Origin of the sequence: Paraburkholderia sp. RL17-380-BIE-A (assembly GCF_046028085.1) — a bacterium.
Classification (GTDB): Bacteria; Pseudomonadota; Gammaproteobacteria; order Burkholderiales; family Burkholderiaceae; genus Paraburkholderia.
This window is the reverse complement of the sequence record NZ_JARESQ010000002.1, coordinates 510,073-534,714: the sequence shown is the minus strand read 5'-3', so window position 1 is coordinate 534,714 and position 24,642 is coordinate 510,073. Positions and strand designations below refer to the sequence as shown.

Annotated in this window: 19 protein-coding genes; 7 read left to right on the top strand and 12 right to left on the bottom strand. The window is 62.3% G+C overall.

All coding sequences use genetic code 11. The features are described 5' to 3' along the window. The 4 genes from P0D68_RS05195 to P0D68_RS05180 all read left to right on the top strand — a co-directional run. On the top strand, window positions 1-385 hold a 385-nt coding region (locus P0D68_RS05195), incomplete at its 5' end, for a 4Fe-4S dicluster domain-containing protein (protein WP_408295187.1). A 60-nt stretch (window positions 386-445) separates the two neighbouring features. Beyond that, entirely contained in the window at window positions 446-1,633 is a 1,188-nt protein-coding gene (gene bktB / locus P0D68_RS05190) for a beta-ketothiolase BktB (protein WP_408295184.1), read from the top strand. 33 nt (window positions 1,634-1,666) lie between these two features. After that, the gene (locus tag P0D68_RS05185; RefSeq protein WP_091805982.1) at window positions 1,667-2,518 is read left to right on the top strand and encodes a 3-hydroxybutyryl-CoA dehydrogenase; all 852 of its coding nucleotides are present in this window, start codon (window positions 1,667-1,669) and stop codon (window positions 2,516-2,518) included. Between the two features lie 427 nt (window positions 2,519-2,945). After that, a complete protein-coding gene (locus P0D68_RS05180; protein ID WP_408295181.1) occupies window positions 2,946-4,094 on the top strand; it encodes a porin in 1,149 nt (382 codons plus the stop codon). A 30-nt stretch (window positions 4,095-4,124) separates the two neighbouring features. On the opposite strand, the gene alr is transcribed toward P0D68_RS05180, so the two are convergent. The 12 genes from alr to P0D68_RS05120 all read right to left on the bottom strand — a co-directional run bounded on the left by alr (window position 4,125) and on the right by P0D68_RS05120 (window position 19,103). After that, window positions 4,125-5,297 (bottom strand): alanine racemase, encoded by a 1,173-nt coding sequence (gene alr / locus P0D68_RS05175; RefSeq protein WP_408295178.1) that lies wholly within the window; start codon window positions 5,295-5,297, stop codon window positions 4,125-4,127. A 20-nt stretch (window positions 5,298-5,317) separates the two neighbouring features. Then, window positions 5,318-7,168 (bottom strand): hydantoinase B/oxoprolinase family protein, encoded by a 1,851-nt coding sequence (locus tag P0D68_RS05170; RefSeq protein WP_408295175.1) that lies wholly within the window; start codon window positions 7,166-7,168, stop codon window positions 5,318-5,320. Beyond that, window positions 7,165-9,288 carry a hydantoinase/oxoprolinase family protein gene (locus tag P0D68_RS05165; RefSeq protein WP_408295172.1) on the bottom strand — a complete coding sequence of 708 codons (2,124 nt, stop codon included), beginning with the start codon at window positions 9,286-9,288 and terminating at the stop codon, window positions 7,165-7,167. Before P0D68_RS05165 ends, P0D68_RS05170 begins: the two co-directional genes overlap by 4 nt. Window positions 9,289-9,357: 69 nt before the next feature. Continuing rightward, the gene (locus P0D68_RS05160) at window positions 9,358-10,527 is read right to left on the bottom strand and encodes a porin (RefSeq protein WP_408295169.1); all 1,170 of its coding nucleotides are present in this window, start codon (window positions 10,525-10,527) and stop codon (window positions 9,358-9,360) included. Window positions 10,528-10,715: 188 nt separating this feature from the next. Beyond that, entirely contained in the window at window positions 10,716-11,567 is an 852-nt protein-coding gene (locus tag P0D68_RS05155; protein WP_408295166.1) for an ABC transporter ATP-binding protein, read from the bottom strand. Further along, window positions 11,557-12,399 (bottom strand): ATP-binding cassette domain-containing protein, encoded by an 843-nt coding sequence (locus P0D68_RS05150; protein ID WP_408295163.1) that lies wholly within the window; start codon window positions 12,397-12,399, stop codon window positions 11,557-11,559. Before P0D68_RS05150 ends, P0D68_RS05155 begins: the two co-directional genes overlap by 11 nt. Continuing rightward, window positions 12,396-13,367, bottom strand: a complete 972-nt coding sequence (locus P0D68_RS05145) for an ABC transporter permease (RefSeq protein WP_408295160.1) — start codon at window positions 13,365-13,367, stop codon at window positions 12,396-12,398. The genes P0D68_RS05150 and P0D68_RS05145 overlap by 4 nt, the downstream gene beginning before the upstream one ends. After that, entirely contained in the window at window positions 13,364-14,299 is a 936-nt protein-coding gene (locus P0D68_RS05140) for an ABC transporter permease (RefSeq protein WP_408295157.1), read from the bottom strand. Before P0D68_RS05140 ends, P0D68_RS05145 begins: the two co-directional genes overlap by 4 nt. A gap of 7 nt (window positions 14,300-14,306) precedes the next feature. Continuing rightward, window positions 14,307-15,872 carry an ABC transporter substrate-binding protein gene (locus tag P0D68_RS05135; protein WP_408295154.1) on the bottom strand — a complete coding sequence of 522 codons (1,566 nt, stop codon included), beginning with the start codon at window positions 15,870-15,872 and terminating at the stop codon, window positions 14,307-14,309. A 146-nt stretch (window positions 15,873-16,018) separates the two neighbouring features. Beyond that, window positions 16,019-16,690 carry a cysteine hydrolase family protein gene (locus P0D68_RS05130; protein ID WP_286162221.1) on the bottom strand — a complete coding sequence of 224 codons (672 nt, stop codon included), beginning with the start codon at window positions 16,688-16,690 and terminating at the stop codon, window positions 16,019-16,021. Window positions 16,691-16,883: 193 nt separating this feature from the next. Further along, window positions 16,884-17,966, bottom strand: coding sequence for a LacI family DNA-binding transcriptional regulator (locus tag P0D68_RS05125; RefSeq protein ID WP_408295151.1), 1,083 nt, complete (start codon window positions 17,964-17,966; stop codon window positions 16,884-16,886). 231 nt (window positions 17,967-18,197) lie between these two features. Beyond that, entirely contained in the window at window positions 18,198-19,103 is a 906-nt protein-coding gene (locus P0D68_RS05120; RefSeq protein ID WP_408295148.1) for a LysR family transcriptional regulator, read from the bottom strand. A 95-nt stretch (window positions 19,104-19,198) separates the two neighbouring features. On the opposite strand from P0D68_RS05120, the gene P0D68_RS05115 reads away from it, so the two are divergent. From P0D68_RS05115 to P0D68_RS05105, 3 genes are all read left to right on the top strand, one after another. Next, window positions 19,199-22,798, top strand: coding sequence for an indolepyruvate ferredoxin oxidoreductase family protein (locus P0D68_RS05115; RefSeq protein WP_408295235.1), 3,600 nt, complete (start codon window positions 19,199-19,201; stop codon window positions 22,796-22,798). Next, complete coding sequence (locus tag P0D68_RS05110; protein ID WP_408295145.1) at window positions 22,795-23,727, top strand: branched-chain amino acid transaminase; 933 nt, start codon at window positions 22,795-22,797, stop codon at window positions 23,725-23,727. Before P0D68_RS05115 ends, P0D68_RS05110 begins: the two co-directional genes overlap by 4 nt. A 65-nt stretch (window positions 23,728-23,792) precedes the next feature. Further along, a complete protein-coding gene (locus tag P0D68_RS05105) occupies window positions 23,793-24,206 on the top strand; it encodes an acyl-CoA thioesterase (RefSeq protein ID WP_408295142.1) in 414 nt (137 codons plus the stop codon). Window positions 24,207-24,642 lie beyond the last annotated feature (436 nt).

Genomic DNA, 24,642 nt, shown 5'->3' with positions numbered 1-24,642 from the left:
GCATTCGGATCACGAGATGCTGAAACCGGCGTCGCAATGCAAGCCGATCGTCTATCCGAAGCCAGATGGCAAGCTGACATTCGACCGCCTGTCCTCAGTGTTCATCTCGAATACGAACCACGAAGAAAACCAGCCCGCTCACCTGACACTGAAAGACCCTTCAGTGCCGGTGAATGTGAACTGGCAGACCTACGCCGGCCCGGAGTCGCGTTACTGCCCCGCAGCGGTGTACGAGTTCGTGAAGAACGACGACGGCAGCGAACGCCTGGTGATCAACGCGCAGAACTGCGTGCACTGCAAAACCTGCGATATCAAGGACCCGACGCAGAACATCGTGTGGGTGACGCCTGAAGGCGGCGGCGGTCCTAACTACCCGAACATGTAACTTCCTCACGCGCACAGCGGCACAAGCTGCGCGCGTTCAAGTGATTCCAAGGAGTCTCAAGTGCAAAGAGAAGTGGTTGTTGTCAGTGGTGTGCGCACCGCGATCGGCAAGTTTGGCGGAAGCCTGAAGGACATTCCGCCCTCCGAACTCGGAGCGCTTGTCGTACGTGAGGTGCTGGCACGGGCCGGCGTGGAGGGCGATCAGGTCGGTCAGGTCGTATTCGGCAACGTGATAGCCACCGAACCCAAAGACCTGTACTTGTCGCGCGTAGCTGCGATCAACGGCGGCGTTAGCGAAACGACACCGGCTTTCAACGTCAATCGTCTGTGCGGCTCAGGCTTGCAGGCCATTGTCTCCGCAGCGCAATCCATTCTGCTCGGCGATGCCGACATCGCGATCGGCGGCGGCGCGGAAAACATGAGCCGTGCGCCCTACATCACGCCTGACGCACGCTTTGGCGCACGAATGGGCGACACCCGCCTGATCGACATGATGCTCGGGGCGTTGAACGATCCGTTCCATACGGTACCGATGGGTGTGACTGCCGAGAACGTCGCCAGCAAGTACGGCATTACGCGCGAACAGCAGGACGCACTCGCAGTCGAATCGCATCGGCGCGCCGCCCATGCCATCGCCGAAGGCCGCTTCAAGGATCAGATCCTGCCGATTACGCGGACCGTAAAAGGCAAACAGGTCGTTTTCGACACCGACGAACATGTGCGTCTGGAACTCGATCCCGCTGAACTGAGCGGATTGCGGCCCGTTTTCCAGAAGGAAAACGGCACGGTCACCGCAGGCAACGCATCCGGTATCAACGATGCGGCAGCCGCTGTTCTTTTGATGTCGCGCGAAGCGGCGGATGCGCGCGGCCTGAAACCGCTGGCCCGGCTCGTGTCATACGCGCATGCCGGCGTCGATCCTCTCTATATGGGCATCGGCCCGGTGCCCGCCACGCGCATTGCACTCCAGCGCGCCGGCCTCGGCATCGGCGATCTCGACGTGATCGAGGCGAACGAGGCCTTTGCCGCGCAGGCCTGCGCCGTGACGCAGCAGCTCGAACTCGACCCGCTCAAGGTGAACCCGAATGGCTCCGGCATTTCGCTCGGTCATCCGATCGGCGCGACGGGTGCGCTGATTACCGTCAAGGCGCTGTATGAATTGCAGCGTATCAACGGGCGGTTTGCGCTGGTTACGATGTGTATCGGAGGCGGCCAGGGTATTGCGGCTATTTTCGAGCGCCTACAATAGAACACTGTGTCGCATTGCTGACAAGGAATAGCCATGACAATCAATACCGTTGGGATAATTGGTGCAGGGACGATGGGCAACGGCATCGCTCAGGTCGTCGCAGTCGCGGGACTGAAGGCGATCATGATCGATGTCAACGAGGCGGCGCTTGCGAAGGGCCTGGCCACGCTGACAGGCAGCCTCGAACGGCTGGTCGCCAAGGGCAAGCTCGACGCGGCGGTGAAAGAGGCTGCCCTCTCGCGCATCGAGACGTCCACCGACTATCAGCGCCTCACCACCGTCGACCTCGTGATCGAGGCCGCCACGGAAAATACCGATCTGAAGATCCGCATCTTGCGGCAGATCGAATCCGTCGCGCGGCCGGAGACGATCATTGCATCGAATACCTCGTCGATCTCGATCACCGCACTCGGGGCCGCGCTGACCGATGCGTCTCGCTTCATCGGCATGCACTTCTTCAATCCGGTGCCGCTCCTGCCGCTCGTCGAAATCATTCGTGGCATACAGACCAGCGCGGCCACGATTGAGGCTGTACGTGAGCTGACAGTCAAGCTCGACAAGTCACCGATCAGCGTAAAGAACGCACCGGGCTTCGTGGTGAACCGCATTCTGGTGCCGATGATCAACGAAGCGTTTTTCGTGCTCGCTGAAGGCATCGCCACGGCGGAGGAGATCGACCTCGGCATGCGCCTCGGCGCGAATCACCCGATTGGCCCTCTGGCGCTCGCGGATCTGATCGGGCTCGACGTTTGCCTGTCGGTCCTCGATGTGTTCCTGAAGGACTTCGGCGATTCGAAATATCGCGCAAGCCCGTTACTGCGCGAGTTGGTAGCGGCAGGCCACCTTGGACGCAAGGTGGGTCAGGGCGTCTATCGCTACGACTAGAGGTTCGGCAAGGCGATCGGCCACGGTGTCACCCGCGGCCGATTGCGAGCCATTACCCCGCGAACGGCTGCACGCCAGTCGGTGACAACGTGGGCCGAACGCGAAATCCGGTCATGCAGCACAGCCCACCAATCGTGGCTTTTTAGCGACACGCTGGCGCTTGCAAAAGCGGGCCGATGGTCTATGGCTCGATCTCGAATGGCGGCGCCTGCCGCGTCAAACCGCTCGCAAGCCTACTGCTCATTGCAGGCATTTCCATCAGACATGTGACCGCCTTATTGTTCCTGATTCTGGAAGGAACCAATCCATATTATGCGATATGAGGCAAAAAACTCACCGACTATGCTCCCGGTTTCAGCCTCACCCAGCCAGTCTTCGAGGGCATTGAGGCGGTCAAATGAACAATCATAGTTAGGACAACCGTCTGATGAAAAAAGCCGTTATTTCCAGTGCCGCCGTGTCACTTTTCGTCCTTGCCGCGTCCCCCGCATTCGCACAGAGCTCGGTCACGCTGTATGGTCTCGTCGATACGGCGCTCCGCTATCAGACGAATGCCGCCGCGGATGGCAAAGACCAGTTCAGCATGACGGTCGGCCCGGAAACCCACAGCCGTTGGGGCCTGAAAGGCACCGAAGACCTGGGCGGCGGCCTGTCCGCGATTTTCCGCCTTGAAAACGGCTTCGAGCTGAACTCCGGGCAACTGCATCAGGCAAACACGCTGTTCAGTCGACAAGCGTTTGTCGGCCTGTCGAGCGACAAGTACGGCACGCTGACCTTCGGTAACCAATATGCGCCGCTCTACGACACCATGGGCGATGTGTTCGACCCGATGACCGTCGGCGATTACTGGCAAGACAGCTGGGCATGGAATGGTATTGGCCCGTACCTCACGATCAACAACTCGGTGAAGTACAAGGCATCGTTCAATGGCCTGAGCATCGACGCAATCTATGGCTTCGGCAATCAGGCGGGCGCGGTCGGACTCGGCAGCACGTATGGCGTTGAAGTGACGTACACGCACGGTCCCGCATCGCTCGACGCAGGCTTCCAGCAAACCTCGGTGACGTCCGCAAGTGGCAGCCTCGTCAATGGCGCAAAGATCAACATGCTGCACGTGAGCGGCGCGTACCAGATCACGCCCACCGTGCGCCTGCTGGCCGGCTGGTTGCGCGCGCAGGATCGCAGCGGCACCACTGACGCCAACATGCAGCAAGCGGGCGCGCCGAAACTGCCGGGCAGCAGCCCGAACCGTATCGACGACACGCTCTACATTGGCGGCAACTGGCAGGCAACGGCGCCGCTTCTGATCACCGTGGCCGGTTACTACGGTCACGCTCGCAATGCCGAAAAAATCGACGGCACACTCGGCTCGGGTATCAACTACTCCGCCACCGTTCTCGCCGAATACTCGCTGTCGAAGCACACGGAAGTGTATGGCACCGTGGACTTCGCGCGCGGCAATGGCGCATTCGCCGCCGACTACCCCGGCTCGACCAACCCGGCCACCGGCGTGGTCGACACCGTTGGCCGCACCAACAACGTCGGCGCGGCAGTCGGCATCCGCAAAATGTTCTAACGCCGTAGGGGACGGATCTGCCGACACGCGTCAATCGGCGCCCGGCAGATCCGTCGCCGTCACATCGACGTGAGGCAGACTCCTCGCCAGTCGCGGGATCAACTCCATGACGGGCAGCCGCAGCGTTTCCGCCATTTCGTCGATCGTGATCGACTGGTCGCCGTCCTGACCCAGCAACGTGACGACACTGCCAGTTCGCGCCTGTGCAATGTCCGTGATATCGATCACGGTATGCTGGAAGGAGCGGCGCCCGACGATGCGTGCCGCTTGTCCGTGCACCAGCACGCGACCCAACGGCGGCACATGATTCAGACCGTCCCAGAAGCCGATCGGCACCACACCAATGCGCACACCGCGTTCGAGCCGGATCGGCTCCGCATAGCCGATGCCGAGCATGGACCCGGCCGGATGCTCCTGAACGTGAATGATGCGCCCGCGCACGGCCCGCAACATCGGTCGCAACGGTGCGCGGGCCATCCAGCCCGCGTCGAGCGCGCCGTATAGCAGTCGCCCGGGATCAACCGCCTGATACGCCAGATGCGGATGCGCGAGCATGACTCGCGAGCTCGCCAGCATCGTCGTCACGTTATCGAATCCCGCCGCGCGCGCATCCGCCAGCGCCGCATCGAATACGCCGGCCTGCTTGCGCGTCACATCATCGCTCTCCGGCGAACTCAGATGCGTGTACACGCCTTTGAGCCGAACGGTCGACTGATCGCGCAGTGCTTCGAACGCGGCCTGCCATTGCGACGGCAGAAAGCCGAAGCGCCCGAAGCCCGGATCGATTTCGACGAAGGCATCGACGGCCACGCCGGCCTCGATGAATGCGCGCAGGCTTTCCTGACTCTGGATCGTCACCGTCAATCCCAACGCTGCGACCCGCGCCGCATCCTCGGGCAAGGTCGACGCAAACAGCAGAATGTCGCGATCGATGCCCGCGCGGCGAATCGCGACGCCCTCTTCCGGGCTGCCGACGCAAAAGCCGTCCACACCCGCTTGCGCCGCCAGCCGTGCAACCTTCGCGGCACCGAAGCCAAAACCATCGCCCTTGCAAACGAAGTAGATTTTCGTGGCTCGCCCCACCTGTTCGCGCGCGAGCGCCAGATTCGCCGCGATAGCGCCATAGTCGAGCTCGGCCCAGCTGGGACGCAGCAAGCGCATGCGTTGAGTATCGGTGTCTGGCGCGAGGATTGAACCGGTCATAGTCAAAGCACCTGTCGTAGTCAGAGTTTGCCGAGAGCCGCGGCATCGGCACCGGTGGATTGCAGGAACAGCGCCTCCTGCTTCGCCACGCGCTCCTGACTGGTCAGCGTCTGGAGGCGCTCACGCAGCTCGGCGGTGCGCTGCCCGTCTATGTCGCGCGCCGCGCCTTCGAGCACGACGCCGTACACTTCGCGCGCCAGCTGTTCCGTGATGCGATCGTCCAGCACGTCCTCGCGCACGGCTTGCGGCGAACGCGTCAACGGATCGCCATGACCCGCGCCGCCCGCCGCGATATGGCAGAAGCGGTCACCCTTGCGAAGCGCGGTCACCGTGCTCGGCATGGTCGGCAGCAATGTGCTTTGACCGTCGCGTGTCAGCAGATTGAGTGACGGCGACCCGCTCAGCCCACCGTGCGAGCCAGTCGGCCGATGCGCGCGCCGGTCCGAGCGCAGTCCGAGCAACGCATGGTCGCTGCGCAGTTCATAAGCGCGGCGCATGGCGAGGCCGCCGCGATGCCGGCCCGCGCCGCCCGAGTTGGTGACGAATCCGTATTCGGTGATCTTGAGCGGCAGACGTGCCTCGATCAATTCGACCGGCTGGTTCGACAGGTTGCCGAGCGGATTCGCAATGCCTTCGCAACCGTCGTTGCGGCCACCGCCCCAACTGCCGAGCACGCCGTCGGTAATCAGCCAGTTGCCGCCACGCGTGCCGCCCTCGCCATCCGGATTGCGCCCGGAAATCGACACGACCGACGGACCGCCTTCGCCCAGCGCCGGAATCGTATCCGGCACGATCTGCGCGAACGCGCCTTGCAACACGTCGAACATACGGTAAGCGATGATCCCGCGCGCCGCGCAGGCCGCCGGTTCAACGGGATTCACGATCGAGCCGCTTTCGGCGTACACCTGCACAGGCCGCGAAAACCCTTCGCAGTTCGGCACATCGACGCCGATCGCGCAACGCACCGCCGCATACGCGACCGATTGCGTGGTCGCGAACGGACCATTGATCGCGCCCTGCACCTGCGCGTCGGTCCCCGTCCAGTCGATGTTCACCACGTCGTCCGCCACCGTGACCTTGACGCGAAACGCGATCGGCACCGGCGTATCGCCCAGGCCGTCGATGAAATCCTCGTAACGGTATTCGCCATTCGGCATCGTGCTGATGGCCTGGCGCGTCAGACGCTCGGCGTAATCGTGCAGCGCTTCGACCAGCCTCCCGAAACCATCCGCGCCGTACTTGTCGAGCAATTGCACGAGCCCCCTTTCCCCCGCCTTGCAAGACGCCACCTGGGCACGCAGATCGCCGCGCAACTGGCCCGGCATGCGCGAGTTCGTCTCCAGCAGCGTGACGAGCGCGTCGTTGACCTCGCCGGCATCGCACAGCTTCATCAACGGAATCCGCAGACCTTCCTGATAGATTTCCGTTGCGCCGATCGCCATGCTGCCCGGCGCCATGCCGCCGACATCGGCATGGTGGACGATGGTCGCCACATAGCCTTCGATACGCGAGTCGTAAAACACCGGCTGAATCAGATACACGTCCGGCAAATGCATGCCGCCCGACGTGTAGGGGTCGTTCATGACGTAGATGTCGCCGGGCTTGCCGGCCGTGCCGAAGCGGCGCACCACGTTATCCATCGCGGCCGGAAACGCGCCGAGGTGAATCGGCAAGGTCAGGCCCTGCGCGATCACGCGGCCGGCGCGGTCGAATACCGCGGTGGAGAAGTCCATGGAATCGCGCACGATCGGCGAATACGCCGTGCGCAGCACGACGAGCGCCATTTCGTCGGCGATCGAGCCGAGCGCGTTCTTGACGATTTCAAGCGTGATGGCATCGGTGCCCGCCGAAGCGGCCTGCAGGGTAGTCATGCGGATTGCTCCAGAAACGTGATGACGATGTTTTCGTGGGCATCGACGCGTGCGCCGGCATTCGGCGGCACGACGCAAGTCGAGTCGTATTCTTCGACGATCAACGGGCCGGTCATCGGCGCGGCGCGCAGATCGGCCCGCGAGATCACCGGGGTGTCGATGAAGCCGTGCGTCTTGCCGAAATACGCCCGGCGCCGCACCGGCGCGCGCGCAGCCGGCGAATTCGCGCGACTGCCGCCGGCGCGTTGCGCGTCGTAGGCGCGATCTTTCTGCGAGCGCAGCGAACCGACCGCGCGCAGGTTGACGAGTTCGATAACCTCGTCTGCGGACGCGTGGCCGTAAGTGCGTTCGTGTTCCGAATGAAACGCGGCGGCAATCGGCGCAATGTCGAGCGGTTCGCCGGCACGCCATTCGATCGGCACAGTCAGCTCGTAAGCCTGGCCCGTGTAGCGCAAATCCAGCGCGCACGTCACAGCGATATCGGCGAAAGCATTGCCCTCGGCCGTCATGTCCGCCGTGGCGCGCGCTACGAGGTCTTCGAGCGCGTTGCCCAATTGCATAGCGGCGGAGTGATCGAGGCGGCAGAACATCGTCTGCATGAACTCGTGCTGGGTCGACGAGAACAGCAGACCGAGCGCGCTGAACACGCCGGGGCTCGGCGGCACGATCACCGTCTTCATGTCGAGCAGTTCGGCGATCGCATGGACGATGACCGGCCCGTTGCCGCCGAACGCGAACAGCGCGAATTCGCGCGGATCGCGGCCGCGATACGTCGATACGGCTTTCACCGCGCGCGTCATTGTGGAGGCCGCGATCGAGAACACGCCATACGCGGCTTCGTACAGATCCGTGTGCGTGGGCTCGGCGATCTGCGTGCGCATTGCGTCGAGCGACTTCTGCTGATTGATGCGCAACTCGCCGCCGGCAAGGAACGCCGGATTCAGATAGCCGAGCGTCAGCACGGCGTCGGTCAGCGTCGGAATCGTGCCGCCCGCGTCATAGCACACGGGGCCGGGCACCGAACCCGCCGAATCGGGGCCGACCTTGACGAGCCCGCCCGCGTCGATACGCACCAGACTGCCGCCGCCCGCGCCGATCTCCGAGACGTCGATGAACGGCAGCTTCACCGCGTGGCCGCCACCCTTCACGAGCTTGCTGCTGACGTTGATGCCCGCACCCACCTCGTACTCGGTAGTGCGCGCCGGCTCACCCTTCTCGATGATGGCCGCCTTCGCCGTGGTGCCGCCCATGTCCACCGTGATGCAATCGACGTAACCCGACGCGGCGGCGACCGAAGCGCCCGCGATCACACCGGCCGCCGGCCCGGACTCGATGATCGTGGCCGGCTTCTGCATGACCATGGCCGCGCTCATCACGCCGCCGTTCGAATGCATGATCTGCACCGGGCCGGTCATGCCGATGCCGCGCAGCTTGTCGATCAGCGAATGCAGATAGCTCACCACCACGGGCCCGAGATACGCGTTGACGACGGTCGTGCTGGTGCGTTCGTATTCGCGGATTTCCGGCAAGATTTCATGCGAGCAGGTCAGATAGACGGAGTCGCCCAGCACACTGCGCAACAGATCGCGAATGCGGATCTCGTGTTCCGGATTCGCATACGCATGAATCAGGCTGATCGCGACCGCTTCGATTTTCTCGTCGGCGATACGTTGCGCAATTTCCAGCACTTGCGCATCGTCGAGCGGCGTGTCGACCGAACCATCGGCGAGCAGGCGTTCGTCCACCTCGTAACGGTGCCGGCGTTTCGCGAGCGGCTCCGGTTTCTGATACGCGAGGTTGTAAAGCATCGGCACCCGCAGGCGGCCGATCTCGACCACGTCGCGAAAACCGCGTGTAGTGATCAGCGCCGTGCGCGCGCCTTTGCCTTCGAGCACCGTATTGGTGGCGACGGTGGTAGCGTGAACCAGTTCGGTTATCTGGCGCGGTTGCGCATCGAGCGAGGCGAGCAGCGCCTGCACACCCGCGACGATTGCAATGCCGTAGTCCTGCGGCGTGGACGAAACCTTCCTGGTATGAATCACGCCGTCATCGCCGATCACGACGATATCGGTGAAGGTCCCGCCGATATCGACACCGGCCCGGTAAAGTCTTTCAGTCATTACACACCTTGCTTGTTAGTCGATGCGGCGCAAACGCTTGGCGGGTTTGCGCCGGTCAATGCAGTGCTGCTAGAACTTGTGAACGAGTCCCAGGCTGAACACGGCCTGGTTCTGTCCCGAAGAAGGCAACATGGTCTGAATCTGCGAGGCGAGCAGACCGTTCGAGGTCGCGGGCAATGGTCCGCCCGTAGGTCGCGGAAAACCGCCGCCGGCCGCGCGCAGATAAATCACCTCGGTGTAGATGGAGGTCCGCTTGGAGAGGAACTTGTCGACCAGCAGATTGACCTGATGCCAGTGCACCTGCGTAGGGCCGCCCGGTCCGCCGGTGATGTTGTCGCTCGTGTACGTGTAGGCCATGCCGAAGAACAGCGTTGGATCGATCGTGAAGCGCGCATTCGCTTCATAGTTGTTGAAGCGATAGTTGATGCCGCTCGTCAGCGTCGTGCCCACGTTGTTGTAGATCGCGTTGCTGTACATCAGGCTCAGCTTGGCCGGTCCGATCACATACGACGCGCCGATGCCCGCAATCTGCTCGCGTTTGGACGTGATCGGCGCATCGCAACAAGTGATCGCACCGTTGGTGTTCACATTCGCGGTGGTGTTCACGCCCGGTTCGTTGTAGAGCGAATAGGCCGCCGCGATAGAAAACGCACCCTGCGAATAGATGCCGCCCACCGACCACATGCGGTTGTTCGCAAAGGCGCCGGGCGCGTTGCTGAATGCGTACATGGCCGTACCGGTGAAGCCCTTCAGATTCGGCGAGACGTATTTGATCGAGTTATTGACGCGCAGAAAGTCGTCGGTATTGTCGTTGTCGTACGGGTGCGAAAACATCACGCCGCCCCATGCGCCGTTGGACGTCATGGTCTGCAAGGTGCCGACGATCGCGTCGTACTGGCGGCCGAAGGTCAGCGTGCCGTAGTTCGTATTCGAGAAACCCACGAAAGCCTGGCGGCCGAACATGCGGTTGTTCTGACCAAGCGCACCGTTGACCGGATTGAAGCCGCTCTCGAGCGTGAAGATCGCTTTGGTGCCGCCGCCGAGGTCTTCGGCGCCCCGCAGTCCCCAGCGACTGCCGTACTCGCCGTTGCCGGTGAGTTGCATCGCGCTGTGGCCACCCTGATTCGACGAGTAGGTAATTGCCTCGTTGATGATCCCGTACAGCGTGACCGAACTCTGCGCATGAACGAGACCGCTCCCGCCCATCAGAGCCGCCATGATGAATAACTTTTCCTTCACCGCTCTTCTCCAAACAAGGAATCGCGACACCCCGGTCGGCTAGCGATCGATTGATAATAGCAAATGAATCGATTCACCAAAGGCTAAAAAAATATCCCAAGGTGGGCCGGCTCACTGCTTGACCCGGATCTTCTTTTCTACTGCTCGGACCGCCTCTCCTGTGTCGACCAGCGTTAGTGCTTTAGCATTTACTCTAGTCCCACCCCTATGATGTGCCGGCCGATGCCTTTCGGGATCGCCGCCAACAACTCCGTCGTGTAGCGCTCGCGTGGTTCGAACAGCACCTGATCCACGGCTCCCGCTTCCACCACGCGCCCTTCCCGCATCACCACCACCCGCTGACACAGCTCGCCAACCAGCGCCAGATCGTGGCTGATCACGACCAGCGAGACACCGGCGCTTTGATGAAGATCGCGCAACAGGCGAATGATCTCCGCCTGGATCGATACGTCAAGCGCGGAAGTCGGTTCATCGGCAACGACCAGTTCCGGACGGCGCGCGAGCGCCCGTGCAATACCCACGCGCTGGCGCTGACCGCCCGACAGCTGATGCGGATAGCGCGCCAGCACGAATGCAGGCAGCCGCACCATGTCGAGCAACTGGCGCACCGGCACGCCGTCGTTGCCGATCGCTTCCGCGAGCGTCGTGGCGATCGTCTTGCGCGGGTTCAGCGAGTTCGTCGTGCTTTGGAACACCATCTGCACGCGCTGGCGGAACGTGGCGTTCTGCGAGCGCGTCATCGTGTTCAATGCATCGCCCCTGAAACGGATCGAGCCGACGGTCGGCGCGGTGAGGCCGACCATCATGCGCGCGACAGTCGATTTGCCGCTGCCGCTTTCGCCGACAATTGCGAGCGCATCGCCCTTCGCCACTTCCAGACTCAGGCCCGACACGGCATGGAAGCGGCGCCGGTTGAACATGTGCTCCAGCGGCGAGCGCGCCAGCGCATAGGACTTGCCGACCTCCTGCAGCGCGAAGATCGGCTGCGCGGCATGAGCGGCCTGAGCGGCCTGAACGCCGTTCGGCACGTTAGCGGACATTACGCGTCTCCTCAGGTTGATGACGGCCGGCAGCACGCGTAGCCGGCAAACGCGGAATGCTCGCGATCAGATGCCGCGTGTATTCGTGCGAAGGCCGCAGAAAGATGTCTTCCACCGGGCCGGCTTCGACCACGTACCCCTGTTTCAGCACGACGGCGCGTGAACACAATTCGGCCATCAGGTCGAGGTTGTGCGTGATGAACACGAGGCCGAGATCCATTTCGTCCACCAGCGTTCTCAACAATTCGACGATCTGCGCCTGCACTGTCACGTCGAGCGCGGTGGTGGGTTCGTCCGCGAGCAGCAGCGCCGGTTTGCAGACAATCGCGGCGGCGATCATCGCGCGTTGCTTCATGCCGCCGCTCAGTTCGTGCGGATACGCCCGCGCCGTGGTGCGTGGATCTTTGAAGCCGACGCGTGCGAGCACGGCATGCACTTCGTCGCGGATCGCACAGCCGCGCAGTGGACGGTGAGCGCGGACCACGTCGGCGAGTTGCGCGCCGACCGTGAAGGCGGGATTGAGCGCCGTAGCCGGATCCTGAAAGATCATGGACATGCGCCGTCCGCGCAATGCGCGCATGCGCGCCTCCGATGCACGGCCCAGATCTTCGCCGTCGAGCACGATCCGCCCGCCGCTGATACGGCCCGCGTTGCCAAGCAAGCCGAGCACCGCCAGCGAAGCAACGCTCTTGCCCGAACCCGATTCGCCGACGAGCCCGACTGCCTCGCCCCGTCCCACTTGTAAATCGAGCCCATGCAACACTTCGGTCTGCGTCTTGGCCGAACCGAACGTGACGTGCAGGTTTTCAATCGACAGCAGCGCTTCGTTCATAGCGACGCTCCCGTCAGGTTCGCCGCACGCGCATTGCGCCGCCGCGGATCGAGAATGGTGCGCATCGAGTCGCCGAACAGATTGAAGGCAAGCACGCTGACGAACACCGCTGCGCCCGGGAACACCGACACCCACCAGTTGTCGGTGAAAATCAGTGCGCGTGCATCGGAAAGCATCGCGCCCCAGCTCGGCGTAGGCGGTTGCACACCGAGTCCGATGAAACTGAGCGACGCCTCCACGATGATCGTCACGCCGAGCAGCAGCGACGCCTGGATCAGCACGGGCGAGATGATGTTGGGCAGCACATCGGACAACATGATGCGCGCGCCACTCGCGCCTTGCAGAACCCGTGCCGCGACATACTCCGCTTGCGACTCGGCCTTGGCGAGACTATGGGTCAGCCGCGCAAGACCCGGCGCGTAGAGCACGCCGATCAGCAACACGAGCTTGGTCTCGTTCGAAATAGCGAGAAAGCCGATATGCAGCGTATCAGTGCCGGTAATGCCGACGAGCGCGATTGCCCAGATCAACAGCGGAATCGACGCGAGCACTTCCATCACTTTCATCAGCGTTTCGTCGAGCCAGGAGCCGGCCTTGTAACCGGCCACTAACCCAATGCCCGTACCCAGCACGAGGCCGATCGCAACCGCGCAGAGTCCAATCGACAGCGACGCGCGAGCGCCCCAGATGGTGCGGCTCAGAATGTCACGGCCCACCTGGTCGGTGCCGAGCCAGAACGCCGCACTCGGCGCTTCCAGACGATGCTCGATATAGAGCTGCAGCGGATCCTTCAAGGGCAGCCACGGCGCGCACACTGCAATTACGCCCAGCAACACGATCGTCACGAGACCGATCGCACCGGCCGGTTCATGCATCAGCGCGCGCAGCAGCCGGCCAGCCGATGCGAGCCAGGCGCCGATAACATGCGGCTTGCGTTGCACGTTGGGTAGAGATGAATCAGCCATCATGTTCTATTCGCCTTCGGATCGAGATAACCATGCAGGACGTCGGCGCACGTGTTCGACGCGATGAAGATCGTGGTGATGACGAGCACGATGGCCTGCACGGTCGGATAGTCACGCTGGAAGATCGCCGTGAGCAACGCGCGCGAGACGCCGGGCAAATTGAAGATCTGTTCGACGATCAATGCCCAGCCGAACATGTAGCCGTAACTCATCGCGGCGGTGCTCACGAGCGACGGCAATGCGTTCTTCAATGCATAGAGGCGAATACGCGACGGCGACAAACCGAGCGCTCTGGCGGTTCGCACGTAATCCTGCGAGAGCGCGTCGACCATGTTCGCCCGCACCAGACGGCTCAGCACGGAGATGTAGTACACCGACATCGTGAGTACGGGCAGCACCAGCGCGAGCAGATGCGTCGCCGCGCCGTCCGACCAGGGCGTGAGACCACCTACCGGAAACCACCCGGTTTTCAGCGCGACATAGCGGATCAGCAGCAGCCCCAGCCAGAACGACGGCACGGATAGACCTACGATTGCCACCGCACGCAGCAGATGGTCCGTGCCGCTGTTCTCTTTCAATGCCGCCACGGTGCCGAGCACGATCGACACCACAATCGTGAAGATGAACGACAGCGTGACGAGCTCGACGGTATTCGGCAGCGTATCGGCGATCTGCGGACCGATCGGATTGCCGGTCACGTAGGACTTGCCGAAATCGAGCGCGAGCGCACCGTTCAGCCACGTGCCGTACTGCGCGGCGACCGGCCGGTCGAGCCCATACTGATGATTGAACGCGGCGACCTGTTCGACGCTCGCGTCGCTACCCAATGTCAAACGCGCGGGCGATACGGGTGTCGCGCGGCACATGGCGAACAGCAACGCGCTGACCACCAATAGCACGAGCACGGACGAAAACAGCCTCGAAACGGCTTTCATATCGACCTCATACCTTCGCCAGATAAACGTTGTCGAGCTTCAGCGAGAAGCCGGTGTTCACCTGAAAATCCTTCACGTTGCTGCGCCACAAATTCTGCACTTCCAGCGCACCGATCCAGACCGCCGGACAGTCACGCGCCAGCACTTGTTGAAGCTTCGCGAGGATCGGCTTGAGCACAGCAGGATCGTCGACCAGATAGCTGTCGTCGATCAGCTTCAGCAATTCTGCGCTTTCGTAGCCGCTCGCTTTCCACAGACTCTCGGTTGGGCGGAACAGCGCGTTGAGCAGATAAGTCGGCTCCGGCGGCGCAATGAATCCGGTCAACGCCGCAGCGTGATTGCCGACCAGCACCTGCGAGATCATCTGCCCAAAATCGAGCGGACGCAGATTGACACGGACACCCAGCGACGCGAGTTGCGCCTGAATGAAAAGCGCCGTCGACGACGTGTCGATCAGATACGCAGGCTGCACGTACAGCAAATCGAACGAAGCGCCGCTCGCGTATTTCGAGCTTTTCAACGCCGCTCGCGCGTGGTCGAGATTGAATGCCAGACTTCCCGCCGAGCCTGCGTCGTACCACGACGACTCCGGCGCAAACGGCATGCTGCTCGCCTTCACCGCGCCGTAGCACAGATCGCGGCAGATCTTCGCGCGGTCGAGCACGAGCGAAACGGCACGGCGAAACGCCGGATCGTCGAAAGGCGCCTTGCGGTTGTTCAGGCACATCATCAGCGGGCTGGTCGGCGAGGGACGGCTATCGCCCGCGAGGCCCGCCGACGTGCGGATCTGTGCAAACGTCTGGGCCGGCGGCGCACTGATGATCTGCGTCTGGTTCGACATCAGCGACGCGAGCCGTGACGACTCTTCCGGAATGATGCGAAACACGATCTTGTCCCAATGCGGCTCGCCTTTACCCCAGTAAGCCGGATTGCGCTTCAGTTCAACGAAGTCGTTCGCCTTCGACTGCACGAAGATCGCCGGGCCCGTGCCGACTCCGATCGGCGTCTGCTTGAAGTATTCCGCCGGGTGTTGCTCGCGGCTGCCCACTGGGAAAATGCCCATGTACTTCGACATGTAGTCGAGCAATGGCCGGTAGGGACGCTTGAGGCGGATCACGGCGGTATGCGCGTCCGGTGCGCTGACTGAGTCGATCACAGTCCAGAACGGCCGGCGGAATGCCTTGTTCGCGGGGTTCAACACGTAGTCGAAGCTGTACTTCACGTCAGCCGACGTAAAGGGCTGGCCGTTCTGAAAGTTCACGCCGCGCTGCAAATCGAACGTGTACGTCAGTTTGTCAGGCGAAATCGTCCACGCGCGCGCCAGTTGCGGCACCCGCTGGCCGCGTGCGTCGATGCCGACCAGATTCTCGAAGATCAACTGGTTGATCGCCATGACGTCGTGATTCGGCTGGTTGAGCGGATCGAGCGTTTGCGGATTGCTCGGAATGGCAACCGACAGTACCCCTGCTTCGGCCGCGAATACCCGGCCTTCGAGCGCGAACGGCAGGGAAAGCCCCGCAATGCTTGCGGCGCCCGCGCGGAGCAGTTGGCGTCGCCTGTTGCTGAAAGTCATGAAATCCTCTGCTTTTTCAATGCCGCGCAACTCACCGCGTCTTTCGTGAATCGATTCACAGACAATAGTGAGCTTAGCGCAGCGAGTCAACTTTTCAAAAATATCGGAAACCCTGGTTGGCGGGTTCAGCGCGCGTTGCGACGGGCCTAGGCGAGCAGCAGCGAGGCGTCGGCGAGCGACAGCACCGCAGTGCGCGAATCGAATGCGGTGGAAAAGAGATGATCATGGACGACCTGATCCGGGTCGAAACAGCAATCCTTCACGGTGTATAAGCGGAAGTCCGAATCGCTCGCATAGGCGACTGACGACAGCACCACACCGGTCGACGCAATGCCGGCCATGATCAGCGAATCGATACCCTGCGCGGAAAGCCGCGCCTGCAGATCAGTGCCGAAAAATACGCTGGCCCGATGCCCGATGATGAGCGGCTCGTTGGCCTGCTGGCCGAGTTCCGGCGCGATCCTGTCGTTGATGAAAAGGCCGAGTTGCTTGAGCCCCTGCCCGTTCTTGTTCAACGGACTGACTTCCGGATAGCCCGGACTGAACTGGATCTTGGCGAAGTAGACGCTGACGCCTTTAGCCCGCGCGGCATCGCACAGCTTGCGTGTATTGGCGAGCAGAGTAGGCGCGACGGCCGGAAAGAGCGCCAGGATGTCGGTCTGATAATGCATGACCACCAGCGCCGTTTGCGCCGGCACGATCGCGGGAATCCGCGCGCCCACGCTCTGCGCGGACGCGGCGCTGATTCCGCCCTCCCCGCAGCCATCGAGACCCAGTCCGGTCGCCACTGCGCCGGCAAACACGCCCGCCGTTTTCATAAACCGTCGGCGGCCTGCGCGGCCGCCGCCCTTGCTGTTGTCCTGACCCGACTGTACCCCGTTCTTCCTGTCGCTCATATTGCGCCTCGCGTTTTGGTGAATCGATTCACTACAGGTAGGTACGCACTGTCGGCGGCGAAAAATCCGCTGTCAAGAAACTTTGCGATCGGATAAACCCTGGGATCGAATCCGGCTAGCGCTTTCTGCGGCGTGCAGCACTGGGGGGCGCGCCGCACGACTCGCGCACGATCATCCGCATGGGATGTTTCGAGCGGCGGATGCCGGACGGCGCCGTGCCGTCGATCAGTTGCAACATCATGTCCGCTGCTTCGCGGCCGACATCACGCGGGTTTTGCGTCACCACGGTCAACGCCGGCGACGCGATGCCCGAATACTCGTGCTCGCCGATCGATATCACCGACAGGTCGGCAGGAATCGACAGCCCGGCTTCCCGCACGACTTCGAGCACGATGGCCACGTCGTTCAGCGTGGCGATGATGGCGGAGGGCCGGTCGGGACCGCTGAGCAAGGCGCGGCAGACGTCCTTGTTAAAGGCGCTGGTACGCAGCACGAGCGCGGGGTCGAGCGCGATGCCGGCGGCCTCGCACGCGGCCTGATAGCCGCGCACCATCTCGCGGCCCACCCACGTGTTTTCATGACCGGCGACGAGCGCAATGGCGCGATGTCCGAGCGATGCGAGATAGCGCACGGCCTGGCGGCAGCCGTCGGCGTGATCGGTCAGGACCGAATTGAATTCGCCCTGTGCATCGCGCTCCCACAGCACGACCGGCATATTCAGCGTATGCAGGAAGTTGAAATAGGAAGGCGTCTCGTCGTCGGAAATCGCGCCGATGAATCCGTCGATACGGCGCTGCTTCAGGCTCGACAGAATGGCGCGCTCGCGTTCGAGATCGTAGTGGGAATTGGCGATCAGAATTTCGAAACCCCTCGCCCGCAGACGCTCTTCGGCGGCGCTGACCATCTGTGCGGCGGTGTGCTGCGTGATGTCCGAAATCAGACAGCCGATTGCGCTGGAACTGCCTTTGCGCATGCTGCGCGCCACCACGTTCGGCACGAAATTCAACTCGGCCACCGCGGCGCGCACCGCCTCCTGAATGGCTGGCGCCACATTCTCGCGGCCGTTCAGCACACGCGACACCGAGCCGACCGACACCTTCGCGAGACGCGCGACGTCCTGCACGGTGGGCGAACCCTGGGGGGATTTGCGGCTGCGCAACGCGGGCTGAACGGGTTTGCTGGCTTTCTCTTTGGGCATGACGGAAGGCGAAAAGGTCGTCGATCGACTCTTAATGAATCGATGCATCGAGCCGATTATAGTGCGTCCCGGCTCCGGCCAATGCCGGCGCGGCTTCGCGGCGGAAATGGGCAGCCCCACCTACAGACAGAAAACAGCCGCCAGGGTATGCGAAAAACAGATACACGTGAAACTGCGACGTGGATTCGGGCGATGCACCGCCTCTTTCGTCGCTCCGCCCACTCCTCGCTTTCAACTCCCGCATGCATGAATGAGGAACTGCTGAAACGCAACGGCCGGCGTATCCAGCGTTGCGCCTTTGCGCCACAACATGCCCGCGTCCATCTGCGGAATCGCGTTGAGAATCGGCCGCGCATCGATCCGCTTGCCTTCCAGCGACCACGGACGAAACACCATATCCGAAAGAATCGTCACGCCAAAGCCATGCGCCACCAGACCGCGCAGCGCTTCCATTGAACTGGTGCGAAACGCGATGTTGGGTTCGACATTGTTCTGCTTCCAGTACCGCAGCGTCGATTGCTCGCCTTCGTCCACGGTAATCAGGATGTACGGATAACTTGCGATATCCGCGAGCGAAGGCGCGTTCAGTTGCGTGAGCGGATGGGTCGGAGAAGTCCACAACTGCCGGCGCGAACGGATCAGCACGTGGTGCCGGAATTGCCTGATATTTTCGACGTTGGACAGCAGGACGATACCGAGATCGACGACTCCATCGAGCACGGCCTGTTCGATCGACTCGCGGTCGAGGTCATGCAGATCGATTTCGATGTCCGGATACGTTGCGCGAAAACGTCCCATCAACTCGGGCAAAAAGTACCCCAGCACCGTATACGACGCAGCAATGCGCACGGTTCCCTTCAGATCGTGCGAGCGGAACGGCGCCTTGTAGACCGCGTCGCGCACCGAATCGAGTATGTGCCGCGCGTGGTTCAGGAAATCGTGCCCGTCCGGCGTCAACGTAACGCCCTGAGGCAGGCGCTCGAAGAGCCGCGTACCCAGGGTTTCCTCCAATGCGAGCACCGCATTGGTGATCGCCGACTGCGACACATGTTCGGCCGTCGCCGCCATCGAAAACTGCCCGCTCTGGGCTGCCGCCACGAAGTAACGCATCTGCCGCAGGGTAACGTCTCTTGACATGTGTTTTTCGAATAGCAGGATTCGGTATTCGTGATTTTACGTTGGAAATTCCGCTTCCTATACTCCGCCCCAATAAAGCCGCCGGAGACTTCACCATGAACGCCCCGCTAACGCCCCCGCTACGTGACGCGCTTGCCGACGTATCGCTCGACGATAAATACACACTCGAAAAGGGCCGCGTCTATATGAGCGGCACTCAGGCGCTGGTGCGGTTGCCAATGTTGCAAAAGGCGCGCGACCGCCGCGCCGGCCTGAACACCGCGGGCTATGTGTCCGGCTATCGCGGCTCGCCGCTCGGCGCGCTCGATCAGGGTCTATGGAAAGCGAAGCAGCATCTGAAGGAACACGATGTCGTGTTTCAGCCGGGGGTGAACGAAGATCTCGCGGCGACCGCCGTGTGGGGCACGCAGCAACTCAATCTCTGGCCCGGCGCCAAGGTCGACGGCGTATTCGGCATGTGGTACGGCAAGGGGCCGGGTGTCGATCGCACCGGCGACGTCTTCAAGCACGCGAATTCGGCCGGCACCGATCCGAACGGCGGCGTGCTCGTGCTGGCGGGTGACGACCATGCGGCGAAGTCGTCGTCGGTCGCGCATCAGTCGGAGCATATGTTCGTGGCCAGCGGCATTCCGGTGCTGTATCCGGCAAGCGTGCAGGAGTATCTCGACTACGGTCTGCACGGCTGGGCCATGAGCCGCTACGCGGGTCTGTGGGTCGCGATGAAATGCGTTACGGACGTAGTCGAATCGAGCGCGTCGATCGACATCGACCCGGACCGTTTGCAGATCGTCCTGCCGGACGACTTCGAGATGCCCGAAGGCGGCCTCAATATCCGCTGGCCCGACCCGCCGCTCACGCAGGAAGCGCGTCTGCTCAACTACAAGTGGTATGCGGCGCTCGCCTACATTCGCGCGAACAAGCTGAACCGCGTGGTGATCGACAGCCCCAACCCACGCCTTGGCATCATGACCGCCGGCAAAGCGTATCTCGACGTACGGCAAGCGCTCGCCGATCTTTCGCTCGACGACGAAACCTGCGCGCGTATCGGCATACGCGTGCTGAAGGTAGGCTGCGTATGGCCGCTCGATGCGCAGAACGCACGCGATTTCGCCACTGGCCTCGACGAGATTCTGGTGGTCGAAGAAAAACGCCAGATTCTCGAATACGCGCTCAAAGAGGAACTTTATAACTGGCGCGACGACGTGCGCCCGAAAGTATTCGGCAAGTTCGACCAGCGCGACGACGAAGGCGGCGAATGGTCCGTGCCGCGCGGGCAGACCCTCTTGCCCGCGCACTACGAACTGTCGCCGGCCTTGATCGCGAAAGCGATCGCCCGGCGCCTCGCCAAAGCCGATCTGCCAGCCGATCTGCGCGCGCGGATCGAGGCGCGCATTGCCGTGATCGAGGCCAAGGAACGTGAGGCGGCCATGCCGCGTTCCGTGACGGAGCGGCAACCGTGGTTCTGTTCGGGCTGCCCGCACAACACGTCGACCCGCGTGCCGGAAGGCTCGCGCGCACTGGCCGGCATTGGCTGCCACTACATGTCGATGTGGATGGATCGTAAGACGGAGACCTTCAGCCAGATGGGTGGCGAAGGTGTTGCGTGGACCGGCCAGATGCATTTCACGAACGAGCGGCACGTATTCGTCAATCTGGGAGACGGCACCTATTTCCATTCCGGCCTGCTCGCGATTCGCGCGTCCATTGCTGCGAGTGCGAACGTCACCTATAAAGTGCTCTACAACGACGCGGTCGCGATGACCGGCGGCCAACCGGTGGACGGCGTGCTCACGGTCCCGCAGATCGCGTTTCAGGTCGTGGCCGAAGGCGCGAAGCAAGTGCTCATTGTCACCGACGAGCCTGAGAAATACGACGCGAACGTGCGCCTCCCGGAAGGCGTCAAGGTGTATCACCGCGACGAACTCGACCGGTTGCAGCGCGAGTTGCGCGAGGGGGCGGGTACGTCGATTCTGATCTATGACCAGACGTGTGCGACCGAAAAGCGCCGGCGTCGCAAACGCGGCACCTATCCCGATCCGGCGAAGCGCGCCTTTATCAACGACGCAGTGTGCGAAGGCTGTGGCGATTGCTCGGTGCAATCGAACTGCCTGTCGGTCGAGCCGCTGCAAACGGCGCTCGGCACCAAGCGCAAGATCAACCAGTCGTCGTGCAATAAAGATTTTTCGTGCGTGAAAGGCTTCTGCCCGAGCTTTGTCACCGCGGAAGGCGCGCAGGTGAAGAAGCCCGCCAAGCATGCATCCGCAGCCGCGTTGCCCGATTTCACGGCACTGCCCCGGCCCGCGATTGCGTCACTGTCGAAGCCGTATGGCGTGCTGGTGACAGGTGTCGGCGGAACCGGCGTCGTGACGATCGGCGGCTTGCTCGGCATGGCGGCCCACCTCGAGAACAAGGGCGTCACCGTGCTCGATATGGCTGGGCTCGCGCAGAAAGGCGGCGCCGTGCTCAGTCATGTGCAGATCGCCGCGACACCCGAACAATTGCATGCCACGCGGATTGCAGCCGGTGAAGCACGCCTGATTCTGGGCTGCGACGCGATCGTCTCCGCTTCCGCTGAAGTGCTGGCACGCACGCAACGCAGCGTGACAAAAGCAGCGATCAACAGCGGCGCCACCCCGACCGCGCAATTCGTGCGGGATCCGCACTGGCGCTTTCCGGCCGAGCAGACGCAACTGGATCTGCGCGCGAGCATCGGCGAAGACTGCGACTTTATCGACGCCAATCGTCTCGCGCTCGCACTGTTAGGCGACACGCTCTATGCCAATCCTCTGTTGCTCGGCTTTGCATGGCAACGCGGCTGGCTGCCGCTTAGTTACGAAAGTCTCGATCGCGCGATCGAACTGAATGGCGTGGCCGTCGAAAAAAATCGTCTGGCGTTTGCATGGGGACGCTATGTCGCACAGCACGGTGAAGCAGGAGTGGACGCTTTCGCGCCATCGAGCGGCGCGCAGCAGGCCATTGTCGTGCAGATGCCGGAATCGCTGGACCGGCTGATCGAGCGTCACGTCGAGCAGCTGAGTCGCTATCAGAACCCGCGCTATGCGGCGCGCTATGTTGAAACCGTCGAACGTCTGCGCGCGAAGGAAACGGCTGTCATGGGTGGGGCGAAACCGCGCCTCACACCGGTCGTCGCGCGCAACCTGGCAAAACTGATGACCTATAAGGACGAGTATGAAGTCGCCCGCCTCTATGCAGATCCGGCTTATATGGACAAGTTGCGCGCACAGTTCGAAGGCGAACCGGGTCGCGATTACAAGCTCGCGTTCCATCTCGCGCCGCCATTGCTCGCCAAACGCGACGAACACGGCCACCTGAAGAAACAACGATTCGGGCAATGGACGCTCACCATGTTCCGCGTGCTCGAAAAATTCAGATTCCTGCGCGGCACGGCGTTCGACGTCTTCGGCAAGACGGAGGAACGGCGCAATGAACGTGAGTTGATCGAGCAGTACTTCACGCTGATCGACGAATTCTGCGTAACGCTCGACACCGCCCGATTCGATGCAGCGATGAAGCTCGCCAATCTGCCCGACGAGATTCGCGGTTTCGGTCACGTCAAGGAGCGCAACGTGCTCGCCGCGGCGAGTAAGCGCGAACGCTGGCTTGCCGAATACCGGACCGATGCGGCCAACATGTCACCCGTTTCATCTTCCTCACCTTTCGAAAAAGCGATATGAACACGAACATGCACGACCGTGACGGCGTAATCTGGCTCGATGGCGAACTGGTGCAGTGGCGCGACGCGCAACTTCACTTTCTGACTCATTCGCTCCACTACGGCATGGCGGTATTCGAAGGCGTCAGAGCGTACGAAACCGCTGCGGGACCGGCGATCTTCCGGCTCGACGACCATACGAAACGACTCTTCAATTCCGCGAAGATCTTCGAAATGGCCGTGCCCTTCAGCTTCGAAACGATTCGCGAGGCTCAGTTGGAAGTAGTGCGCCGCAATCGGCTGACGTCGTGCTATCTGCGCCCGTTTGTCTGGCTCGGCAGCGAACAGATGGGCCTCGGTGCGCGCGGCAATACGGTTCATGTGGGCATCGCCGCATGGCCTTGGGGCAGCTATCTCGGCGAGGAGGGCCTCACGCGCGGCATTCGTGTCAAGACTTCGTCGCTGTCGCGCCACCACGTGAATGTGTCGCTGGTGCGCGCCAAGGCGAGCGGCTATTACATCAATTCGATCCTGGCCAATCGCGAAGTCACCCGCAATGGTTACGACGAAGCGCTGCTGCTCGATACGGAAGGCTATGTGTCCGAGGGAGCGGGCGAAAACGTCTTCATCGTGCGCAATGGCGTGTTGTATACGCCGGACCTTGCCTCGTGCCTCGACGGCATCACGCGTGCGTCGGTCATGGAAATCGCGCGGGATCAGGGCCTTCAGGTCGTCGAAAAACGCATTACCCGCGACGAAATGTACTGCGCCGACGAAGCCTTCTTCACGGGCACGGCAGCGGAGGTCACGCCCATTCGCGAACTCGACGATCGCGTGATCGGCAACGGCGAGCGCGGACCGATCACCGCGTCGCTGCAGGAAACGTTCTTCGCCGCGGTGGCCGGCAAGTCGGAGCGCTACGCGCACTGGCTCACGCACGTGGCCCGCTAAACTCGATTTTGCACGGGCCGGGCGCCGGCGCGCCGCTCCCGGCCTACCTACGACACCGGACCATCATGCCCGACTCTTCGTCATCAGAACGCCTTCCCGCCGACGCAATGCCCGTGCTGCGCGTCGTGCCCCAACCGTCGAGTGCCAATGTACACGGCGATGTGTTCGGCGGCTGGATCATGTCACACGTCGATATCGCCGGATCGATTCCCGCGAGCCGGCGCGCGAACGGACGCGTCGTCACCATCGCCGTCAATTCGTTCACGTTCAGGCAGCCCGTTTTTATCGGCGACCTGCTGAGCTTCTACGCGAATATCGTCCGCGAGGGACGTACGTCGATCACCGTCAACGTGGAAGTGTTCGCGCAGCGCATGGGCATGGCCGCGGACGTCGTCAAGGTGACGGAGGCCACGCTGACCTTTGTCGCTACCGACTCGGCGCGAAAGCCACGCCCCTTGCCGCCCATTGAAGCGGTTTGACGCTGTTTGACGCCGTTTCCGCACCTTCTGCCACCCCGACCCTATCCGTGGCCTCGCCGAATCCCATCGGCTAACTGTAGAGGGGCCGCTCCTCACGAACCCCAGCTCGCCGACAACATTGAATTGTCACGCCCGACGCGTTTGGCATCGTGCCAACGTGACTGAAATCAAGGCAGCAGGTCACATCTAAAAACGACCAATCACCTGTGCCTTGCGCGGCGAACCGCCGACCGGGTGTCTCTTGACCCAGATCAAGAGCGACGCCCAGGGCGCCGCTAAAGTCACATTCACGACACTTGTTGCGCCGCACAATCATGGAGCATAAAACGCTCCGTCCGCCCGCGATGTCGTCGTGCCAGCAATTGCTGCTGGCACCGACACAAGTCGCCCCGGCGCGGCTCTTCCGTCATAGCTATCCCGCTGTCGTCAGTTCGTT